The following is an 18,972-nucleotide window of genomic DNA, read 5'->3' on the forward strand; positions in this document are numbered from 1 at the left end:
TCGGCTCCGAGCGTGACGCTGGCGTCACGTTCGACGCAGCGCGCTCATGTGTCGGCCGCCAGCCGGGCGACCGCATCCGTGAGGGCCTCGACGCTGAGCGGCGTGCCGGTGATCAGCGAATGCACGGTGGCGCCGTCGAGAAACACCGTGACTGCTTCGGCGGCTCGTCGGCCGATGCGTGGTTCGAGCAGCGCGACCAGGCCCTCCGGCCACAGCCGGGCGAGGGACTGCAATTCCGGCCGGTGACTTGCCGCGACGTACAGCTCGCTCAGCGTGCGGTGCCGGTCCGGGTCGGTCAGGTATTCGGCGGTGAGCCGCGCCAGGGTGACCGGAAGATCGGTGGCCCGGTCGAGATCGCGGCGCCACAGCTCCAGCCAATCTGCCGCGCTCGTCGCGGCGTGGGCGAGTGCGGCTTCGCGCAGCACCCCGAGGTCGCTGAAGTAGTAAGTCGTCGACCCGACCGGAACATCGGCCTCCGCGGCGATCCGGCGGTGCGTCAGTTCCCCGAGGCCGTGGCGGGCGATCACCCGCCCGGCTGCCTCGATGATCGCCTGCCGGCGCCCGACCGGGTCGCGGGGACGGCGGTGCGATTCCGCGGTCAATGCGCCCCGGCAAGGTTCAACGTGAGCACCCCGCCGATGATCAGCCCGACGCCCAGGACCTTTGCCAGCGACACCGGCGAGCCGAGGAACAGCACGGCGATCAGCACGATGGCGGCCGTGCCGATCGCCGACCACAACGCATAGGCGACGTCGGTCTGCATGCCGCGCGCGATTGACAACGCCAGCAAAGCGAACGCGACGGCGTAGCCGGCCAGACAAACCACGGTCGGCCACAGCCGGGTGAACCCTTCGGTGCTCTTGAGCAGACTGGTCGCCACCACCTCGGCGAAGATTGCGCAGAACAGAAACAGATAAGCCAACACACCTCCTCGTGTACGAATGTACATGTACAAATGTACATTACATATCTAGTTTTGGTGTATCGGGCCCCAATACGCGACACTGGGGCGATGCGTCCCTGGATCGTCTGGGCTGTCGGGCTGGTGGCCTACATTGTCGCCGTCCTGGACCGCACGACGCTGGGCGTCTCCGGTATGGAAGCGGCACAGCGCTTTTCCGCCAGTCCCGGAGTGCTGTCGACCTTCGCCGTGCTGCAGGTTGTGGTCTATTCGGGCACCCAGATTCCCGCCGGAGTGCTGCTCGACCGATTCGGCTCCCGCGCGCTGATCGTCAGCGGCGCCACCCTGATGGCCGCTGGCCAGTTCGTCTTGGCGTTCACCGGGTCGCTGCCGACGGCTATTGCCGCGCGCGCGGTTGTCGGCCTGGGCGACGCGGTGATCTTCATCTCCGTGCTGCGCCTGGTCTCGTACTGGTTCGAGCCCAGACGTGTCCCACTCGTCACCCAGCTGACCTACATCTGCGGTCAGCTCGGGCAGGTGCTGTCGGCCGTGCCGTTCTTGGCGATACTGCTCGGCGACGGCTGGACCACCGCTTACGCGTCGGCTGCCGCCCTGGGCGTGATGTCGGCAGCGCTCAGCCTGGCGCTGGTGAGCAACGCCCCGAAGGGACATCCGGTAGCGAACCAACGCGCCACGCTGCGCGACACCGTGGCCGGCATCAAGACGGTATGGTCGCGCCCGGGCACCCGGCTGGGCTTTTTCACCCACATGACCACCCCGTTCTCGCTCGCGGTGTTCGCATTGATGTGGGGTGTGCCGTATCTGACCAAGGCCCAAGGGCTTTCGACTCAACTCGCCGGTACGCTACTGACCGTATCGGTGGTCGCGGCCATCGCCTCGGGGCTCGTCGTGGGCATCCTGACCGGCCGCTACCCGCACCGGCGGTCCACCATGGCACTGAGCATCATTGCCGGCAACGTCGTGGTCTGGACCGTCGTGCTGGCGTTGCCGGGGCGCGCTCCGCTGTGGTTGCTGGTCGTGTTGGTCGTCGTCATCTCCGTCGGCGGTCCGGCGTCGATGATCGGGCTGGACTTCGCGCGGACGTTCAACACCAGTGCGACCCTGGGCACCGCCAAGGGCATTGTCAATATGGCCGGCTCCTTCGCTGGCCTGGTGGTCATACAGGCGATGGGAATGATCCTCGAGATCGCCGACGACTATTCGTTCAATTGGTTCCGGCTGGCCTGGACGGTGCAATATCCCGTCTGGGCGCTGGGGATCGTCGGCATCGCGGTCACGCGTCGAAAAGCGCACCTAATCAAGCGAATTGCGATACAGGATCTCGTTGCAGGCAGCGCCGAGGTAGTGGGGCGTCGGCGTAACGCCGCCATAGGCAGCGCCGTTAGCGGGGAGTTACGCCATGTGTGCCGGACTCGAAATTGTCGCCAGGTGCCTTGCCGCGATTGCCTGCGACCGCTCGGCTCAGTGTTGACCAGCCGCGCGTCGTGCGACGTCGGCGGCGCTAATTGCTTCCAGCGCCAGACTGTAGCCGACGTTCTCGTCGATAATCCTTCTGAGCCTCTGGGTCAACGCCGTGCGGGTGTAACTGCTGGTCAGCGGCGGTAGTTTCGCGAGGCCGGCGGCGATTTCGTGGGCTCGACTCAGCAGCTGCTCCCCGGGCACGATTTCGTTCACGACGCCCCACGACTGGGCGGTCTGCGCGTCCAGCACCTGGCGAGTCAGCAGAAAATACCGACCACGGATGCTCCCGATCACCTCCGGCCACAACAGGTTTACGCCGTCTCCCGGCACGAATCCGAATTCGAGATGCGGTTTGTCCTGGAATACGGTTTGGGGTGTGGCCAACACGATGTCACACAGCAATATGTATTCCGAATGCAGCAGTACCGGTCCGTTGAGCGCGGCGATCATCGGGGCCTCGATGTCGAGGATGTTCATCAAAGTTTTCTTGCCCGCACGGTAGATCTTGTCGAAGCCGGCCGGCGAGAAGAAGTCGAGGCCCTCGGTGTCGACGGTATCCATGAACGCGTCACCGGACCCGGTCAAGATGACGACCCGGTTTTCCCGGTCCTGGCCGACTTGATGGAACAGGTCGACGAATTGCTCATCCGTATAACCGTTGAACACCAATTTGTCCCCGTTGGTGTGCAACGCGATCTCTAGCACGCCCGCTTCGTCACGCGTTAGCCGCGCGTTCGGGAACGCATCGCGATAGGACTCAAAGCTTGCTGGCATACCGATACTCCTGGCTTGACGACGAACCCGAACCCAACTGGTGGAACCTCACCGGGCGCGACCAGCACGGATCATCGCCCGAGCGATCAAACAGAATGCTAGACCTGCCAACGTGCGGCGCTTCGCTATGAAACGCGGTTAATTGTCATGCAGCAAACGCACGCAAGCCAAGGCGCGCCCGCTGCCGGGGTTGCAACGGGTTGCCGGTGAGCAACGCATGCAGCTGCGGTCCGGCTACCGAGAGTCGCCATGACCGTCACGATCTTCGCGGCCGGGTGGCTGCCCCAGGCCGCCGTCACCGTAGTAGCCCAGCCGAAGCAATGCGGTGATCTCGCCGACCAACGGCATCCGCGGGTTGGTGCGGTTGCTCAGATCCTCGAAGGCCGTCATCGCCAACGCCGGCAGCGCCGCGAGAAACACCTCTTCGTCGACGCCGAACTCGCGCAACGACCGCGGCATCGTCAGGCGGTCCAGCAGGTCGTCGACCCCTTGGAACAACCGGCGGCGGCACTCGTCGGGCTCGTGGCCGCCGAAGATCAGCTGGCCCAGCTGCGCGTACTTGTCCGGGGCGATATACGCCGAATATCCGGGCGCCGGCATGAATTTGGTTGGCAGGCTTGCGTTGTAGCGCAGCACATGGGGCAGGAAAATGCCGTTGGCCCGGCCGTGCGAGATCCCGAATTTCGCGCCGACGGCATGGGCGAGCGCGTGGTTGGTGCCGACAAACGCATTCGAAAACGCAAGTCCGGCAAGGGTAGCCGCATTGGACATGGCGGTGCGCGCGGACAGGTCGTCGGGATGCTCATACGCTCGCGGTAGTGCGTCGAAGATCAGCCGCGCCGCCTGGGCGCACAACGCATCGGTATAGGGCGAGGCGAAGATCGAAACGCCGGCCTCCAGCGCATGGGTCAGCGCGTCGATGCCGGTGTCGGCGGTGAGCTGCCGCGGCATCGACGAGGTCAACACCGGGTCGACGATCGCCAGATCGGGCACCAGGCTGTAGTCGACCAGCGTCTCCTTCTTGCCGCGCACCGTCAACACCGCCGCCGGCGACACTTCCGACCCGGTGCCCGATGTCGTTGGGACGGCGACCAATTGGACGCGATGACGATCGACCGGGTAGTCGGCTACCCGCTTGCGGGGGTCGAGGAACGGCATCGTCAGCTCGTCGAGGCTCTTCTCCGGGTGTTCGTAGAACAGCCGGATCGCCTTGCCGGCGTCCAGCACCGAGCCGCCGCCGACGGCGATCAGGAGATCGGGTTGCACCCGCGCCAGCAGCGCGACGCCGCGGCGGATGGTCGACTCGTCGGGCTCCGGGGTGACCTCGGCGAACACCTGCACGTGGTTGGTGCGCAACTTGGAGCGCAGCGTGTCGATCACGCCGCGCTCCTCGGTCAGGGCATCGGTCACCACAACGACGGTTTCGCAGTCCAGCTCGCGCAGGTTGTCCAACGCGCCTTCGTTGAAGTAGGTGTTGGACGGGACGCGGAACCACTGCGGCGGGGTGCGGCGGCGCGAGACGGTCTTGATGTTGAGCAGTTGCCGGTAGTTGACGTTCTCGGTGGTGCTCGACCCGCCCCAGGTGCCGCAGCCCAACGAGAACGTGGGCGTCAGGTTGTTGTAGACGCCTCCGAGCGCCCCGACCGACGTAGGCGCGTTGACCAGGATGCGGCCGGTGCGAACCGCCAAACCGTATGCCTCGATCACCTTTTCGTCGTTGGCGTAGACCGCCGAGGTATGACCCAGACCGCCGTGCTCGGTCACCAGCACGGCGACGTCGATGGCGTGCGCGACGCTGCGCGCACGCACCACCCCGAGTACGGGCATCAGCTTTTCCTGCACCAACGGGTGCGCGGCGAGTTCGTCCAGGTCGGACGGCAGTGCCGCCAGCAGCACCTTCACCGTCGGCGACACGCTGAACCCGGCCCGTGCGGCCAGTTCCGACGCCTTCTGCCCGACCGCCGCCAGCGAGATCTTGTCGCCGCAGCCGAACGCGAACTCGGCCACCGCCTTGGCCTGCTCGTGGGTGAGCAGCTGGGCGCCCATCCGCTCGAACTCGGCGATCACCTCGTCGTAGATCTCGTCGTCGATGACACAGGTCTGCTCGGCCGGGCAAATGACCGAGGAGTCAAAGGTTTTCGAGATGAGGATGTCGACGACGGCGCCCTTGAGGTCCGCCGTCTTGTGAATGTAGATGGGCGCATTGCCGGGCCCGACGGACAGGCCCGGCTTTCCGGCCGCATTCGCCAGCGCGACGATCTTCGGGCCACCGGTCACCCAGATGAAATCGACCTGCGGGTGTTTGAACAGGTAGTGCGTCACCTCGTGGGCGGCGTCGGGAATGACCTGCAGCGCCCCCGGCGGCATCCCCGCCGCCTCGGCCGCCGTGCGCAGGACAGCGAGGCTGCGTTCACACGAACGCACCGCATACGGTGACGGCCGGAACAGGATGGCGTTGCGGGTCTTGGCGGCCACGATCGCCTTGAACAGCACCGTCGAGGTCGGGTTGGTCACCGGGGTGATGGCCAGCACCACCCCGATGGGCTCGGCCACGTAGGCGATGTTGTGCTCGACATCCTCGTCGATGACCCCCACCGATTTCTTGTCGCGCAGGTAGTCGTGCAGGAATTCGGTGGCCACGTAGTTCTTGACCACTTTGTCCTCGAAGACGCCGAATCCGGTCTCCTCGATCGCCACACCGGCCAGTTCCCCCGCCGCGCGGACTCCGGCGCGCACCATCGCTTCGACGATCGCATCGACCTGCTGCTGGTCGAGCGTGCGGAATTCCCGGGCGGCCTGCGCCGCCGCGTCGACGATGGCGTCGACCTCGCGTCTGCGCTGCTCGTCGACCGCGGGTGCGTCGACGGGGGCGGGTTTTTCGGTGTGCGTAGTGGTCATGGTCGGATCCTCGACTCGGGGAAGGGCACGGTGGGTCTCCCGAATGACCCGATGCTAGGGCTCTGCGGTGCGGCGTACGAGGGTCGGAAGGCCCCAGCTTGTTGTACGTTGACGCGGTGTCAGTAGAGCCGGACAACGACGACGTCGAGTCGTTGGGGCTGCTCGATCACCTCGACGGCCGGGCGCGTCAGGAGCGTGCCGAGCTCATTGCCTGGCTGCTGGATCGTGGGTTCGACGTCGACCAGATCCGCGACGCGTTCATTCCGATGCTGTTGCCGGCCAATCGCGCGATCGGCGACGACGGAACCACGGTGTCGGCCCGCGAGATTTCGGAGTCCAGTGGCGTCAGCCTCGAACTGCTGCAACGGCTGCACCGCGCGGCGGGGCTGGTTCGGGTCTACGACCCCGATTCGCCGCTGCGGTCCCGCGCCGACGCGGAGGCGGTGCTCAACGCCGCGCGCCTGGTCGACCTGGGCCTGGATCCGGCACGGGTCGGATTGATCGTGAGACTGCTGGTCGAGGGCCTCACCGGCCCGGCGGTGGCGCTGCGCCGGGCCGCCCTGCGGGCTTCGCTGAGCCCGGGCGCCACCGAGCTCGACCTGGCGAAGGCCTTCGAACACCTGGCGCAACAGGCCGAGCCGCTGCTTGGCCCGATGGTCGACGACTTGTTGCGGCTGGTGCTACGACATTCGTTCGAGACCGAGGCGATCAACGTGGCCGAGCGCGCCGCCGGCGCCTTGCCGGGTGCGCGGGACGTGGCGGTTGCTTTCGCCGATCTCGTCGGATTCACCCGGCTGGGGGAGCAGCTGCCGCCCGATGACCTGGGACTGATCGCCTTTCGGCTCAGCGATCTGGCTCACGATGTCACCGCGAGTCCGGTGCAGTTCGTCAAGACGATCGGCGACGCGGTGATGCTGGTGTGCGCCGAACCGCCGCAACTGCTGACCACGGTGCTGGACCTGGTCGAGGCGGCGGCCGCCGAGAAAATCCTGCGGCTGCGGGTGGGATTCGCGTTCGGACGCGCCATCAGCCGTTCCGGAGACTGGTACGGCAGCCCGGTCAACCTGGCCAGCCGGATCACCCACGCGGCGCCTTCGGGCGCGGTGTGGCTGGACGAGGCCGCACGCGAGGTGATGGGCGACGCGCCGGGCCTCGACTGGTCGTTCGTCGGCGCACGCCATCTCAGGGGGATTCACGGCGAGGTTCGGCTGTATGCCGTGCGGCGGGCCATATCGCAGTGATCGCCGTTTCAGCAGTCGAGATCGGTGCCGGCGCTGAGCTGTTCCCAGGTGGCGATCTCGTTGGCACGGGTGTCGGCGATGTAGCGGTAGGCCATCAGCGCGTCGGGTCCGAGCAGCAAGAACCCTGGCGGCGTGGGTGATTCGACGGCCGTGATGATGGCCGCCGCGGCCTTGGCGGGGTCGCCCTGTTGGTTGCCGTGCATGGTGTCGTTTTCGATGCGGCGCTGCCCGGCGGTGGCGGCATAGTCGTCGATGACCGTGGCCGACTGGGTCAGCGAGCGGCCGGCGAAGTCGGTGCGAAATGCCCCGGGTTCGACGACGATGACCGAAATGCCAAGGGGCGCAAGCTCACCGCGCAGCGCCCCGCTCATGCCCTCGAGGGCGGCCTTCGCCGCGGAGTAGTAGCCGGAGGCCACCGGGGTCAGCTGAACGGTGATCGAGGAGATGTTCACGATCGAGCCGGAGCGGGCGGCCCGCATGCCGGGTAGTACGGCCCTGATCATCGCGACGCTGCCGAAGAAATGCGTCTCGAACAGGGCGCGGATGTCGGCGTCGTCGCCCTCTTCGACCGCGGATCGGTATCCGTAGCCGGCGTTGTTGACCAGCACGTCGACACCGCCGAACTGGTTTTCGGCCGCGCGCACCGCGGAGCTGACCTGGTCGGGTTTGGTGACGTCGAGAGCCACCGCGAGCACCCGGTCGGGCGTCGCGTCGGCCAGCTCGGCAACCGTGGTGACGTCGCGTGCGGTGACGACGACGTTGTGGCCGGCGTCGATGACGGCTTCGGCGAGCGCGCGCCCGAGCCCGCTCGAGCAGCCGGTGATAAGCCATGTGGACATTGAGAATGTCTCCTTTCGGTCGAGACAACCTTGGCACAACGCGGTAGGCCGCCGGCGGCGTCGGCAGGTGATCCGCCGAGCGTGAGGCTGCTGCGAGATTTCGTGCGAAATCTCGCAGCAGCTACACGCTCGGCGCTGGCCCGCTTCGCGCTGTGGTCGACAAGCAGCCGCGGCCCTGCCCGGTCGGCCAGGTCGGCATGAGTGGTGCCGATGGTCGACCGGGTGCCGAGCACCGTGCTCGGCAAAGGTCGACTACCGCGCGCTGAAGCCACTGGCGCTAGAACTCTTGGGACCAAACCCGACCCCGACCGCGGTCAAACCAATCTCGGCGGATAGGGGTGTTTTCGAGGTTGCCTGGCCGGCGACGCTCTACGCTGTCGTCGTGAGGCGGTTGTCCGCTCTGGACGCGGCGTTCTGGTTCGCCGAGACCCATACCTGCCCAATGCACATCGGCGGTCTGGCGATCTGTGATCCCTCCGAGGCGCCCGATTTCAGTTTTGATGTGGTCAAAGACCTCATGGCTGCCCGACTTGCGGAGCTGCCGTTGCTGCGGTGCCGGGTCGCCGGCGCGCCCCTTGGCCTGGACCGGCCGTGGTGGGTCGAGGACACCAAGCTCGACATCGACTATCACATCCGGCGTGTGGCGGTGCCCTCACCGGGCGGACGCCGCGAGCTGGAGGAGCTTGTCGGCCGCCTGATGTCCTATCCGCTGGAGCGCAGCAGACCCCTGTGGGAGATGTGGTTCATCGAGGGTCTCGAGGGCTGTCGTGCCGCGACCCTGACCAAAATCCGCCAACCAGATCGCGTCGATGACGATGAGCCTGGCCACCAACGTCGCCGATGTCGCCGAGCGGCTGAACACCATCTACCGAAATTCCCGGGGCGCCAAGGAGATGGCCAAAGCGCTTACGGCCCATCAGATCATGGCCTGACCGATACCACACCGCCGGGTCTGCTGGCCCTGGCCGTCCGGGCCTACACCGCCAGCCATATCGGCGGCCGCGTCGCCCCGATAAACCTCGTCGTCTCCAACGTTCCCGGCCCCGACTTCCCGATCTATCTGGCCGGCGCGGTGGTGGAAAGCCTGATACCCATCGGCCCCCTGACCATGGAGGTGGGCCTGAACGTCACCTGCTTCAGCTACCGCGGGTCCATCGATTTCGGTTTCGTCACCACCCCGGAGGTCGCCGACGATATCGACGACCTCGCCGATGCGATCGAGCCCGCGCTGACGCAACTGGAGGAAGCCGCCGGGCTCGTTGCCTGACGGGGCACCAACGAAAGGAATTCACAGTGCGGACCCTGGAAGGCGTGCTGGCCGGGCATCGGTTCTTCAGCGGGATGGACCCTCGTTATCTGCAGTTGGCGGTCGGGTGTGCGGCGAATGTGCGCTTCGATGCCGGCGAGCTGATCTGCCGCGAAGGTGAGCACGCGGATCACTTCTACCTGATTCGCGCCGGCAAGATCGCGCTCGAAACGTCTTCTCCCGGCCACGGCAGCCTGGTCGTGCAGACACTCGGCGACGGCGACATCCTCGGATGGTCGTGGCTGGTGCCGCCCTACCACTGGCGCTTCGATGCGCGCGCCGCCGGGATGACACGGGCGATCGTCTTCGACGGCAAGTGCCTGCGCGAGAAATGCGAAGAGGACCACGAACTCGGCTACGAACTGCAAAAGCGTGTCATTGCCGTACTCGGAGAGTATCTCGACGCCACCAGGTTTCGGCTGTTGGACATCTACCGGGACGCCATCGACTGAGGCGCCGCGTCTTAGCCGTCGAATGCCGGGCCGCCGAAGCGCTCCCGGGTGACGAACTCGGCCACCGGCCGGCGGCGCAGCTTCGTCAGCTGGCGGGTGGGCCTACCGAGCGGCACGATCGCGGCGACCGCGTGATTGGCGGGAATGCCCAGCAATGCGCGGACCTGCTCCTCCCCGGCGATCGCCATGGTGGTGATGGTGCCGCCGTAGCCCTCGTTTCGAGCGGCCAGCAGGATGTTCCACACCAACGGATACACCGAGGCGCCGGCGGCGATGCCGACCCGGTCCAGGTCCCGATCCAGCGCCGCGACCACCTCCAGGTCAACGGAAACCACCAGTACCACCGGCGCTTTCGTAACCGAAGCAACGAATGCGTCCGGAACTTCTGTGCTGTCGACAACCTCCTGCGGCACCCCGCTGGGATGAATGGAGTTCCAAGGATTTTCACCGGCCGTCAACTGCGCGAGGTAGCGGCGAGCGGCCGGGATGCCCAACTCGGCCAGGCGACGACGGACGTCGGCGTCGCGCACCACGGTGATATGGGCGCCTTGGCGGTTGCCGCCGCTGGGGGCGAACCGGGCGTTGTCGAAGACGCGCGACAACACCTCGTCGGGCAGCGGATCGTCGGTGAACTTGCGCGCCGCGAACGTCGTTCGCATGACGTCGTACAGCTCCATGGTCACAGCTCCGCAGGGGCGTGTCGTTCCAGCCGAAAGGTGCGCTGGAAGCCGGTGGGCTGGGTCGTCAGGGTCACTTCCACCGCGCCGCCGGGGACGACGACGTAGCGTTCCTCGACATCGGGCCCGTCATTGCACCGGCCGACGGGTTGCCGCCCCAGGTCGTGGCGGTCATACAGGGCCGGGTCGAAGGGGAAGTAGACGGGATCGTAGGGAGTCACGTCCCCGTCGGGACGGCCGTCGACCAGGCGGCTGCACTCCACGAACCGGAAATGTCCGATGTTGTGGGCCGCCCGATAGTTTCGCCTGATGATCAGCGGCGACTGCCCGTCGGCGGGAAGCGAGGCGTCCTTGGGCACGATCGGGTCGAACACCACGTCGGCGCCGGCGCACGCCTCGCGGAAGACACCGAAATGCCGCGAAAAGTGTTCGGATAACTGGAAATTCGCTCTCGCGTCGAGAAAGACCGCCAGCCCGATGGCCGTCGCGGCAAACGGGTGCGGCGAGCGTTTCACCCGTTTCTCCCCGAAGGTGGCGCGCAGCATCCGAGAAATCAGCGGAAAGCTGCCGGCCCCGCCCACCAGGTAGATGCCTGCCACCTCGGACCAGGCGACGCCGCTTCCGGTGGCCGCCGGGTCGCGCAGCACGCGCGAGAGCACGTCCATGGTTTTGTCGACGAGCGGCGCGCAGGCCGCGTACACCTCGTCGATGCCGCAGGCGAACGGCGGCCGGTCGATTCCGTCGACCACCGTCAGGTCCACCAGCAAGCGGCGGGTCTGCGGCCCGATGGCTTCCTTGCGTGCGGCGCATTCCTCCCTCAGCAGATCGGATGCTTCGGCAGCTCTCGGCAGCGTCGCGCCGGACACGACGAGCTGCAGTATCGCCTGGTCGAAATCGTCGCCACCCAGACGCTGGATGCCCTCGCTGACGACGACTTCGTTCACAGGGCCCGTCATCTTCAGCAGCGAGGCGTCGAAGGTGCCGCCGCCGAGGTCGTAGATCAGGACGTATTCGCGTTTGGCGGTAATGGTGGAGCGGTATCGGTGGGCATACTCGAGGCTGGCCGCAGACGGTTCGTTCAGCATGGCGACGACGTGAAAGCCCGCCGCGAGAAAGGCGTCCAGCGTCATAAAGCGTTGCGCGCTGGACGCATTGGCCGGCACACTGATTGCGGCCTCAAGGGGTTCGGCGGGCTCGAGTCCGGCGTTGGAGCGATGCCGAAGATCGTCTTTGAACCGCGCCAGGTAGCCGGTCAGCAACTCGGCCAGCGGGTAATCGCGGCCGGCCAGCTTCACCTCGGTGTGCGGTCCGGCGTCGTTGAGCAGACGTTTGAACGAGCGCAGCACCGACCATCCCGGCTCGCGGCGCACGGCGGCGGCGTCCAGCCCGAACCGGATCTCCCCGGCTGCGTTCGCCGCGATCAGCGACGGCCAAGCCTCCACCCCGTCGAAGGAGACGACGGGGTAGTTGCCCCTGTCGACGACCGCGGCGACGGTGTGCGTGGTGCCGAAGTCGATACCGACTCTCATCGCGCCCAATTTTAGGCCCGATGCCGGGCAGTGCGGCACTACCCGCGGTCGCCGGCGTGCCGTCGGTGGCGGCACCGGGTTGCGTTTCGGTGACTTTGGCCTCTACACCACGGCGCCCGGCGAGGCGACGATGACCACACCGCAATTGCATCGGGTGGGCGGACACGAGGAGGCATGGTGATCGAGCGCCTAGAGGGCTTTCCCGACAACGTCGCCGCGTTCGCCTTCCGTGGGCATGTCACGAAAACCGACTACGACGACGTACTGGTGCCCGACTTCGAGGACAGGTTGGCCCGCCATCGGAAGGTGCGGATTTATTGTGAAATACCTTCTGATTTCCAGAGATTCGATCCCGGCGCGGTCTGGGAGGATTCGAAGTTCGGTTTCGGTCATTTCTTCGACTGGGAACGCGCCGCCTTGGTCACCGACGTGGAATGGATGGCGCATGTGGCGAAATTCAGCCAGTTCTTCGGCTTTCTGTGGCCCGGCGAGTACCGCGCATTCTCGAACGCCGATGTCGACGAAGCGCGCAAATGGATCGCCGAACCGCACGAGTGACTGCGGTTCGCCCGATTTTGTCCGCCGCACTCGCGGCCGCAGCGCTCGCCGCAACGCCGCCCGCGAACGCGGACAACAAGCGGCTCAACGACGGTGTCGTCGCGAACGTCTACACCGTGCAGCACAACGCCGGGTGCACCAACGATGTGCGGATCAACCTGCAGCTGCAACTCGCAGCGCAATGGCACACCGTCGACGTGCTCAACAATCGCACCCTCGACGGTGACCTCGGCTCTGACGGCTCGACCGTGCAGGACCGCGCGACCGCCGCGGGCTATCGCGGCAGCGTCGCCGAGACGGTGGCTATCAACCCGGCCCTGGCGATCAGCGGCATCGAGGTGATCAACCAGTGGTACTACAACCCCGCATACCTGGCGATCATGCAGAACTGCGCCTATACGCAGATGGGCGTGTGGTCGGAGAACAGCCTGGACCGCAGCGTGGTCGTCGCCGTGTACGGCGCACCGGCCGACCACTCGGCGCCAAGGGGATCAGCCTGACGATGGCCGCCGTCGGGTCGGTCGTCGTGATGTCCACCGGCGCACCCGCGGCCCATGCCGACGCGGTGGCCTACCTGGTCAATGTGACTGTGCGCCCGGGCTACAACTTTCCCGACGCCGCGACCGCGCTGGCATACGGGAACGGCATCTGTGAGAAGGTGCGGGCCGGCGAGCGCTACCCACAGATCATCGCCGAGGTCAAAAGCGACTTTGACACCTCCGACGAGTATCAGGCCTCCTATCTGATCAGCCAGGCGGTCGGCGAACTGTGCCCGGCCCAGATCTGGCAGTTGCGGCAAACGGCCGCCGGATACGTTCCACCGGCAGGTTGGTGAGCATGTCCGGTGCTCCATCCGCAGAGGACCTTCGTCTACACACTTCTGACAAACGACTCTTCCTCGAGCGCGTGGTTGCGACCATAGTCCCTTCAAGGACGCAGCAACACACTCGAGCGCACTAGAGCGCAACAGGAAAGGGAAGCCGCGCTGATGGTTTCATCGGACACCGTCACCAAGCCGCTGCGTTCCGTCGGCGAATTCTTCGCCATGTCGCTGGACACCTTCGTGGCGATGTTCAAACTGCCCTTCCCGTGGCGGGAGTTTCTGCTGCAAAGCTGGTTCGTGGCACGGGTTTCCATCGTTCCGACACTGTTGCTGGCGATTCCGTTCACCGTACTGGTGGTATTCACCCTCAACATCTTGTTGGTGGAGTTCGGCGCCGCCGATTTCTCCGGCACCGGCGCAGCCACCGCCTCGGTCACCCAGATCGGGCCGGTGGTGACGGTGCTCGTCGTCGCCGGCACCGGAGCCACCGCGATGTGCGCCGATCTGGGCGCCCGGACCATTCACGAGGAACTCGACGCATTGCGGGTGATGGGCGTCGACCCGATTCGCCGGCTGGCCGCGCCGCGCGTATTGGCGGCCACCGTGGTCGCCGTGTCGTTGGTGTCGCTGGTGACCCTGGTGGGCCTCGCCGGCTCGTTCGTGTTCTCGGTGTTCGTCCAACACGTCACGCCGGGAGCTTTCGCCGCGGGCCTGACACTGATCACCCACCTTCCCGAACTGATTCTGGGACTGGTCAAGGGCGCGCTGTTCGGCATGGCCGCCGCCCTGATCGCCTGCTACAAAGGCATATCGGTGGGCGGCGGCCCGCAGGGTGTCGGCAACGCCGTCAACGAGACGGTCGTCTACTCCTTCATCGCGTTGTTCGTGATCAACATCGTCGCGACGGCCGTCTTCTACGTAGGCCCGCAATGAGCGCCAACCCGCCCGTCGAGCGGCTCTCCTGGATCGGCCACCGGGCGAACGGCTTGGCGGCCGGCTGGAATCGCGTCGGCTCCCAGGTGGCCTTCTACGGCCGGACCATCGCCGAAATGCGAACGGCGTTCGGCCATTACGGCCGCGAGATCATCCGACTGATCGCCCAGATGAGCCTGGGCACCGGTGCGCTGGCGGTGATCGGCGGCACGGTGGTCATCGTCGGCTTCCTGACCTTGTCCACCGGCGCCGTCATCGCCGTGCAGGGCTACAACCAGCTGTCCGGCATCGGGGTGGAGGCCATGACCGGCTTCATCTCCGCCTACGTCAACGTGCGCATCATCTCACCGGCGGTCGCCGGTGTCGGTTTGGCGGCCACCATCGGCGCCGGCGCCACCGCGCAGCTGGGAGCCATGCGCATCGCCGACGAAATCGACGCGCTCGAGGTGATGGCCGTCCGGTCGGTGGCCTACCTGGTCTCCACCCGGGTGGTGGCCGGTGTGGTCGTGGTCATCCCGCTGTATTGCATCGCGGTGGTATGTGCTTTCCAGGCCGCCCGGTTCGGTACGACCGGGGTCTACGGTCAGTCCACCGGCGTCTACGACCACTACTTCCGCACCTTTCTCAATTCGACGGATCTGCTCTGGTCGTTTCTCACCGTGATCGCCGCGGCCATCGCCATCATGCTGGTGCACACCTATTACGGCTATACCGCCAAGGGCGGGCCCGCCGGAGTGGGCGCGGCGGTCGGCCACTCGGTGCGCACCTCGCTGATCGTGTTGACGCTGATCGTGCTGGCGATCTCGCTATCGGTGCACGGCCAGTCCGGCCATTTCAATCTGTCGGGATAGCCGGGTAGCCAGGGGAGCCGCGACCATGTCGGAATCACGTTCGCAGCGAACGCATCCCGGGCGGTGGACGCTCGTGCTGGTGATTGCCATCATCGGCATCGTCGCGCTGACCGCCGCGCTGTTCTCCGGGTCGTTCAAGTCATCGGTCGCGGTGACGGTGCTGTCCGACCGGGCCGGCCTGGTGATGGATCGCGGCGGCAAGGTCAAGCTGCGGGGAGTGCAGGTGGGCCGGGTCAGCGAGATCACCGCCGGGAAAGACTACGTGACCTTGACGTTGGCCATCCAGCCGGAGCAGATCAGATACATCCCGGCCAACGTGGGGGCCCGGATCCGGGCCACCACCTTGTTCAGCGCCAAATACGTCGACCTGGTGTACCCGCGTTACCCGAGCCCGCAGCGTCTGGCCGCCGGGACGGTGCTTCGGGCCGAGAATGTCGGCACCGAGGTCAACACGATGTTCGCCAACCTGGTCAAGGTGCTCAGCCAGATCGACCCGGCGAAGCTGCAGGGAGTGCTGTCCGCGCTGGCCGAAGGTCTGCGCGGGCACGGTGCGACGGTCGGTCAGAGCATCACCGACGCCAACCAGGTGCTGCTCGCGATCAATCCGCGCGCCGAGACGGTCCGGGCGGACACGCAGGCGGTGACCCGTCTCAGCGACACCTATGGTGCTGCGGCACAAGACATCCTGAAGGTCCTCGACGCGGCCACCGTCACCAGCGCCACCATTGCCGCGGAGGCGCCGGCGCTGGATTCGCTGCTCGCGGAGATGATCGGCCTGTCGCGCAGCGGTATTGCGCTGCTGGGTGCGAACAAGGACAGGCTGATCACCGCCGTGAACCTGCTCGACCCGACGACCAGCCTGCTGACGAAGTACCACGGGGTCCTGACGTGCATGCTGGTCGGCGCCAAGATCGCCCTCGACACCGGCTATCTGGATGCCACCGGCGGCGCCAATGGCTATTCACTGATCATCGACAGCACTCCGTTGTTCGGCGCCGACCAATACCGTTTTCCGCAGAACCTGCCGATCGTCGGCGCCAAAGGTGGACCCGGCGGTAAGCCGGGCTGCGGATCGCTGCCCGACGTCGCCGCCAACTGGCCGCTGCGCCAACTGATTACCAACACCGGCTGGGGAACGGGGCTCGATATCCGGCCCAACCCCGGAATCGCTTTCCCGGGATACGCCGACTACCTCCCGGTCACCCGGGGACAGCCCGAACCGCCCAGCGTACGCTATCCGGGCGGGCCGGCCCCCGGGCCCATCCCGTACCCGGGTGCGCCGCCCTACGGCGCGCCGCTGTACGCACCGGACGGCACCCCGCTGTACCCGGGCCTGCCACCGGCGCCGCCGCCCGGCGCCCCGCGCGAACCAGGGCCCCCGCCACCGGGATCCGAGCCGTTCGTCGTCCCGGCGCCAGCACAGCTGCAGCCGACACCGGCCCCGGCGCTCCCGCGAGAAGCGACACCGTCGCCGTGACTCCGGAGGAGAAGCCAACGCGATGAGAGAAAACCTGGGCGGCGCCATCTGGCGGCTGGCGATCTTCATGGTCGTGTGCACGCTGGGGCTGATCGCGATGTTGGCGATCTTCGCCGACCTGCGCTTCGGGGACGAAAAGCCGTACCGGGCGCACTTCAGCAACGTGTCGGGACTGGAGAGCGGCAACTTCGTGCGCATCGCTGGCGTGGAAGTCGGCCAGGTCAAACGCATCTCGATCCAGGACGACGGAACCGCGATCGTCGAGTTCGGCACAGATGACTCCGTGGTCCTGACCGAGGGCGCCAAAGCGGTGATCCGCTACCAGAACCTGATCGGCGGCCGCTATCTGGCGCTCGAGGAAGGGAGCGGCGGCAGCAGACAACTGCGGCCCGGTGACATCATTCCGCTGGCGCAGACATCGCCGGCGTTGGACTTGGACGCGCTGATCGGCGGCTTCCGGCCATTGTTCCACGCGCTGGATCCCGATCAGATCAACGCCTTGTCGACCGAGCTGATCAAGGCATTCCAGGGTGAGGGCGCGACGATCAGTTCGTTCCTGGCGCGAACGGCGGCGCTGACCAACACGCTGGCGGACCGCGGTGAGCTGATCGGGCAGGTCATCGTCAACCTGAACACCGTGCTGGGCTCACTGGGCGACCAAGGTTCCCAATTCGCCAAGGCGGTCGATTCAATGTCGCAGTTGCTGGCCACCCTGGCCGACAACAAGCAGCAGATCAGCACCGGTATCGGCTATGCCAATGCGGCTGCCGGATCGATCGCCGATCTGCTGGCGCAAGGCCGCGCGCCGCTGGCCGACATCATTCACCAGTCGGAGCGGATAGCGGAGGTCATACTTGCCGACCGCGACTATTTCGACGATCTGCTCAACACGCTGCCGGACGCCTACCAGATGTTGAATCGGCAAGGCCTCTACGGCGACTTCTTCAGCTTCTACATGTGCGACCTGCTCTTGAAGCTGAACGGCAAAGGCGGCCAACCGATTTACGTGAAGGTGATCGGCCAGCCCTCGGGAAGGTGCACGCCGCGATGAAATCGTTCTCCGAACGCAATCCGCTGGTCGTCGGCGTGGTCGGCCTGGTGGTGGTGGCCGCGGCGGTGCTGGCCACGCTGACCTATGACAGGTTGCCGTTCGTCAAGGCCGGCAGGGACTATTCGGCCTACTTCGCCGAGGCCGGCGGCCTGCAGACCGGCACCACGGTGCAGGTTTCGGGCCTCAAGGCGGGCAAGGTCAACAGCATCGCGCTGGACGGACCCAAGGTGCTGGTCCGCTTCGAGGTCGACAAACATATCCGGCTCGGCGGCCGCACCGAGGCCGCAATCAAGACGAAAAGCGTGCTGGGCGCCAGGATCCTGGAAATCACACCCCGCGGCGAGGGTAGGCTGAACGGGCCGATTCCGCTCGAACGCACGACGTCGCCTTACCAGCTGCCCGACGCTCTCGGCGATCTCGGCGCCACCATCAGCGGGCTGGACACCGACAAGCTGTCGGAATCATTGGCCGTGCTGGCCGACACCTTCTCCGGTACCGCACCCGACCTGAGAATTGCGCTGGCCGGTGTGGCGCGGTTCTCCCAGACGCTCAACGAGCGCGACGCTCAACTGCGAAATCTGTTGGCCAACGCCAACAAAGCCACGACGGTGTTGTCGGAGCGCAGCGAGCAGATCGCCCGGCTGGTCGCCGACAGCAACGCCATGCTTGCCCAGCTGGAAAGCCAGAGCCGCGCGCTGGATGCGATCTCCGGCAACATCTCGGCGATCAGCCGGCAAATCAAGGGCTTTATCGCCGATCACCGGCAGACCCTCGGCCCGATCCTGGACAAGCTCGACCGGGTTCTGACCATCGTCGACAACCGCAAACAGCGAATCCAGCTGGCAATCAAGAAGTTCAACGACTACGCGCTGTCACTGGGTGAGTCGATGTCCACCGGCCCGTGGTTCAACTTCTACATCACCAACCTGATTCCCGGTCAGTTCATCCAGCCGTTCGTCGACGCCGCGTTCTCCGATCTCGGTCTGGATCCCAATGTGCTGCTGCCGTCGCAGCTCACCGATCCGCAGCTCGGTCAGCCGGGCACACCCGCGCTGCCGGTACCGTTCCCGCGCACCGGGCAGGGTGGCGAGCCGCGGCTGAACCTTCCGGACGCGATCACCGGCAATCCCGGCGATCCCCGCTATCCCTACCGCGAGCCGCCGCCGGGGCCGCCACCGGG

At 66.3% G+C, this 18,972-nt stretch carries 17 protein-coding genes and 3 pseudogenes; 13 read left to right on the top strand and 7 right to left on the bottom strand.

The window, feature by feature from the left end:
* Positions 1-44: 44 nt before the first annotated feature.
* Positions 45-602, bottom strand: coding sequence for a TetR/AcrR family transcriptional regulator (locus B4U45_RS22950; protein WP_075546531.1), 558 nt, complete (start codon positions 600-602; stop codon positions 45-47).
* A complete protein-coding gene (locus tag B4U45_RS22955) occupies positions 599-922 on the bottom strand; it encodes a DMT family transporter (RefSeq protein WP_082275349.1) in 324 nt (107 codons plus the stop codon). Before B4U45_RS22955 ends, B4U45_RS22950 begins: the two co-directional genes overlap by 4 nt.
* A gap of 90 nt (positions 923-1,012) precedes the next feature.
* On the opposite strand from B4U45_RS22955, the pseudogene B4U45_RS22960 reads away from it, so the two are divergent.
* A pseudogene (locus B4U45_RS22960) lies at positions 1,013-2,248 on the top strand (MFS transporter); the annotation flags it as partial.
* Positions 2,249-2,383: 135 nt separating this feature from the next.
* Here B4U45_RS22960 and B4U45_RS29570 read toward each other — a convergent pair.
* A complete protein-coding gene (locus B4U45_RS29570) occupies positions 2,384-3,157 on the bottom strand; it encodes an enoyl-CoA hydratase/isomerase family protein (RefSeq protein WP_075546529.1) in 774 nt (257 codons plus the stop codon).
* Between the two features lie 234 nt (positions 3,158-3,391).
* Positions 3,392-6,055, bottom strand: a complete 2,664-nt coding sequence (gene adhE / locus B4U45_RS22965) for a bifunctional acetaldehyde-CoA/alcohol dehydrogenase (protein WP_075546528.1) — start codon at positions 6,053-6,055, stop codon at positions 3,392-3,394.
* A 116-nt stretch (positions 6,056-6,171) separates the two neighbouring features.
* Between adhE and B4U45_RS22970 the strand changes: the two genes are divergently transcribed.
* Positions 6,172-7,296, top strand: a complete 1,125-nt coding sequence (locus B4U45_RS22970; protein ID WP_075546527.1) for an adenylate/guanylate cyclase domain-containing protein — start codon at positions 6,172-6,174, stop codon at positions 7,294-7,296.
* An 8-nt stretch (positions 7,297-7,304) separates the two neighbouring features.
* Here the strand turns inward: B4U45_RS22970 and B4U45_RS22975 are convergent, their stop codons facing one another.
* Positions 7,305-8,135, bottom strand: a complete 831-nt coding sequence (locus tag B4U45_RS22975) for an oxidoreductase (protein WP_075546526.1) — start codon at positions 8,133-8,135, stop codon at positions 7,305-7,307.
* A gap of 382 nt (positions 8,136-8,517) precedes the next feature.
* Between B4U45_RS22975 and B4U45_RS22980 the strand changes: the two are divergent.
* Positions 8,518-9,402 (top strand): annotated as a pseudogene (locus tag B4U45_RS22980) (wax ester/triacylglycerol synthase domain-containing protein).
* Positions 9,403-9,428: 26 nt separating this feature from the next.
* Entirely contained in the window at positions 9,429-9,893 is a 465-nt protein-coding gene (locus B4U45_RS22985) for a cyclic nucleotide-binding domain-containing protein (RefSeq protein WP_075546525.1), read from the top strand.
* An 11-nt stretch (positions 9,894-9,904) separates the two neighbouring features.
* On the opposite strand, the gene B4U45_RS22990 is transcribed toward B4U45_RS22985, so the two are convergent.
* Both B4U45_RS22990 and B4U45_RS22995 read right to left on the bottom strand, forming a co-directional pair.
* Entirely contained in the window at positions 9,905-10,570 is a 666-nt protein-coding gene (locus B4U45_RS22990) for a nitroreductase family protein (protein ID WP_075546524.1), read from the bottom strand.
* A 2-nt stretch (positions 10,571-10,572) separates the two neighbouring features.
* Positions 10,573-12,099, bottom strand: coding sequence for an Hsp70 family protein (locus tag B4U45_RS22995; RefSeq protein ID WP_075546523.1), 1,527 nt, complete (start codon positions 12,097-12,099; stop codon positions 10,573-10,575).
* Here B4U45_RS22995 and B4U45_RS23000 point away from each other — a divergent pair.
* The 9 genes and pseudogenes from B4U45_RS23000 to B4U45_RS23040 form a co-directional block, all read left to right on the top strand.
* Positions 12,074-12,280 carry a hypothetical protein gene (locus B4U45_RS23000; RefSeq protein ID WP_131808277.1) on the top strand — a complete coding sequence of 69 codons (207 nt, stop codon included), beginning with the start codon at positions 12,074-12,076 and terminating at the stop codon, positions 12,278-12,280. The genes B4U45_RS22995 and B4U45_RS23000 overlap by 26 nt on opposite strands.
* A complete protein-coding gene (locus B4U45_RS23005) occupies positions 12,277-12,657 on the top strand; it encodes a SpoIIAA family protein (protein WP_075546569.1) in 381 nt (126 codons plus the stop codon). Before B4U45_RS23000 ends, B4U45_RS23005 begins: the two co-directional genes overlap by 4 nt.
* A pseudogene (locus tag B4U45_RS23010) lies at positions 12,633-13,154 on the top strand (CAP domain-containing protein); the annotation flags it as partial. The gene B4U45_RS23005 and the pseudogene B4U45_RS23010, both read left to right, overlap by 25 nt.
* A 5-nt stretch (positions 13,155-13,159) precedes the next feature.
* Positions 13,160-13,492, top strand: a complete 333-nt coding sequence (locus tag B4U45_RS23015) for a DUF732 domain-containing protein (RefSeq protein ID WP_075546521.1) — start codon at positions 13,160-13,162, stop codon at positions 13,490-13,492.
* Positions 13,493-13,645: 153 nt separating this feature from the next.
* Complete coding sequence (locus B4U45_RS23020) at positions 13,646-14,413, top strand: MlaE family ABC transporter permease (protein WP_036407534.1); 768 nt, start codon at positions 13,646-13,648, stop codon at positions 14,411-14,413.
* A complete protein-coding gene (locus B4U45_RS23025) occupies positions 14,410-15,264 on the top strand; it encodes an ABC transporter permease (protein ID WP_075546520.1) in 855 nt (284 codons plus the stop codon). Before B4U45_RS23020 ends, B4U45_RS23025 begins: the two co-directional genes overlap by 4 nt.
* A gap of 25 nt (positions 15,265-15,289) precedes the next feature.
* The gene (locus B4U45_RS23030; RefSeq protein ID WP_075546519.1) at positions 15,290-16,741 is read left to right on the top strand and encodes an MCE family protein; all 1,452 of its coding nucleotides are present in this window, start codon (positions 15,290-15,292) and stop codon (positions 16,739-16,741) included.
* 22 nt (positions 16,742-16,763) lie between these two features.
* A complete protein-coding gene (locus B4U45_RS23035; protein WP_075546518.1) occupies positions 16,764-17,792 on the top strand; it encodes an MCE family protein in 1,029 nt (342 codons plus the stop codon).
* The coding region (locus B4U45_RS23040; protein ID WP_244899387.1) for an MCE family protein at positions 17,789-18,972 on the top strand (1,184 nt) is incomplete at its 3' end. The genes B4U45_RS23035 and B4U45_RS23040, both read left to right, overlap by 4 nt.

The organism is Mycobacterium persicum, from assembly GCF_002086915.1.
In the GTDB taxonomy this organism is placed as follows: domain Bacteria; phylum Actinomycetota; class Actinomycetes; order Mycobacteriales; family Mycobacteriaceae; genus Mycobacterium; species Mycobacterium persicum.

Coding starts and splice junctions, on each gene's coding strand:
- B4U45_RS22990 (WP_075546524.1), bottom strand. CDS start 10,570: ATGGAGCTGTACGACGTCATGCGAACGACGTTCGCGGCGCGCAAGTTC.
- B4U45_RS23020 (WP_036407534.1), top strand. CDS start 13,646: ATGGTTTCATCGGACACCGTCACCAAGCCGCTGCGTTCCGTCGGCGAA.
- B4U45_RS29570 (WP_075546529.1), bottom strand. CDS start 3,157: ATGCCAGCAAGCTTTGAGTCCTATCGCGATGCGTTCCCGAACGCGCGG.
- B4U45_RS22975 (WP_075546526.1), bottom strand. CDS start 8,135: ATGTCCACATGGCTTATCACCGGCTGCTCGAGCGGGCTCGGGCGCGCG.
- adhE (WP_075546528.1), bottom strand. CDS start 6,055: ATGACCACTACGCACACCGAAAAACCCGCCCCCGTCGACGCACCCGCG.
- B4U45_RS23015 (WP_075546521.1), top strand. CDS start 13,160: ATGGCCGCCGTCGGGTCGGTCGTCGTGATGTCCACCGGCGCACCCGCG.
- B4U45_RS23030 (WP_075546519.1), top strand. CDS start 15,290: ATGTCGGAATCACGTTCGCAGCGAACGCATCCCGGGCGGTGGACGCTC.
- B4U45_RS23025 (WP_075546520.1), top strand. CDS start 14,410: ATGAGCGCCAACCCGCCCGTCGAGCGGCTCTCCTGGATCGGCCACCGG.
- B4U45_RS23035 (WP_075546518.1), top strand. CDS start 16,764: ATGAGAGAAAACCTGGGCGGCGCCATCTGGCGGCTGGCGATCTTCATG.
- B4U45_RS22995 (WP_075546523.1), bottom strand. CDS start 12,099: ATGAGAGTCGGTATCGACTTCGGCACCACGCACACCGTCGCCGCGGTC.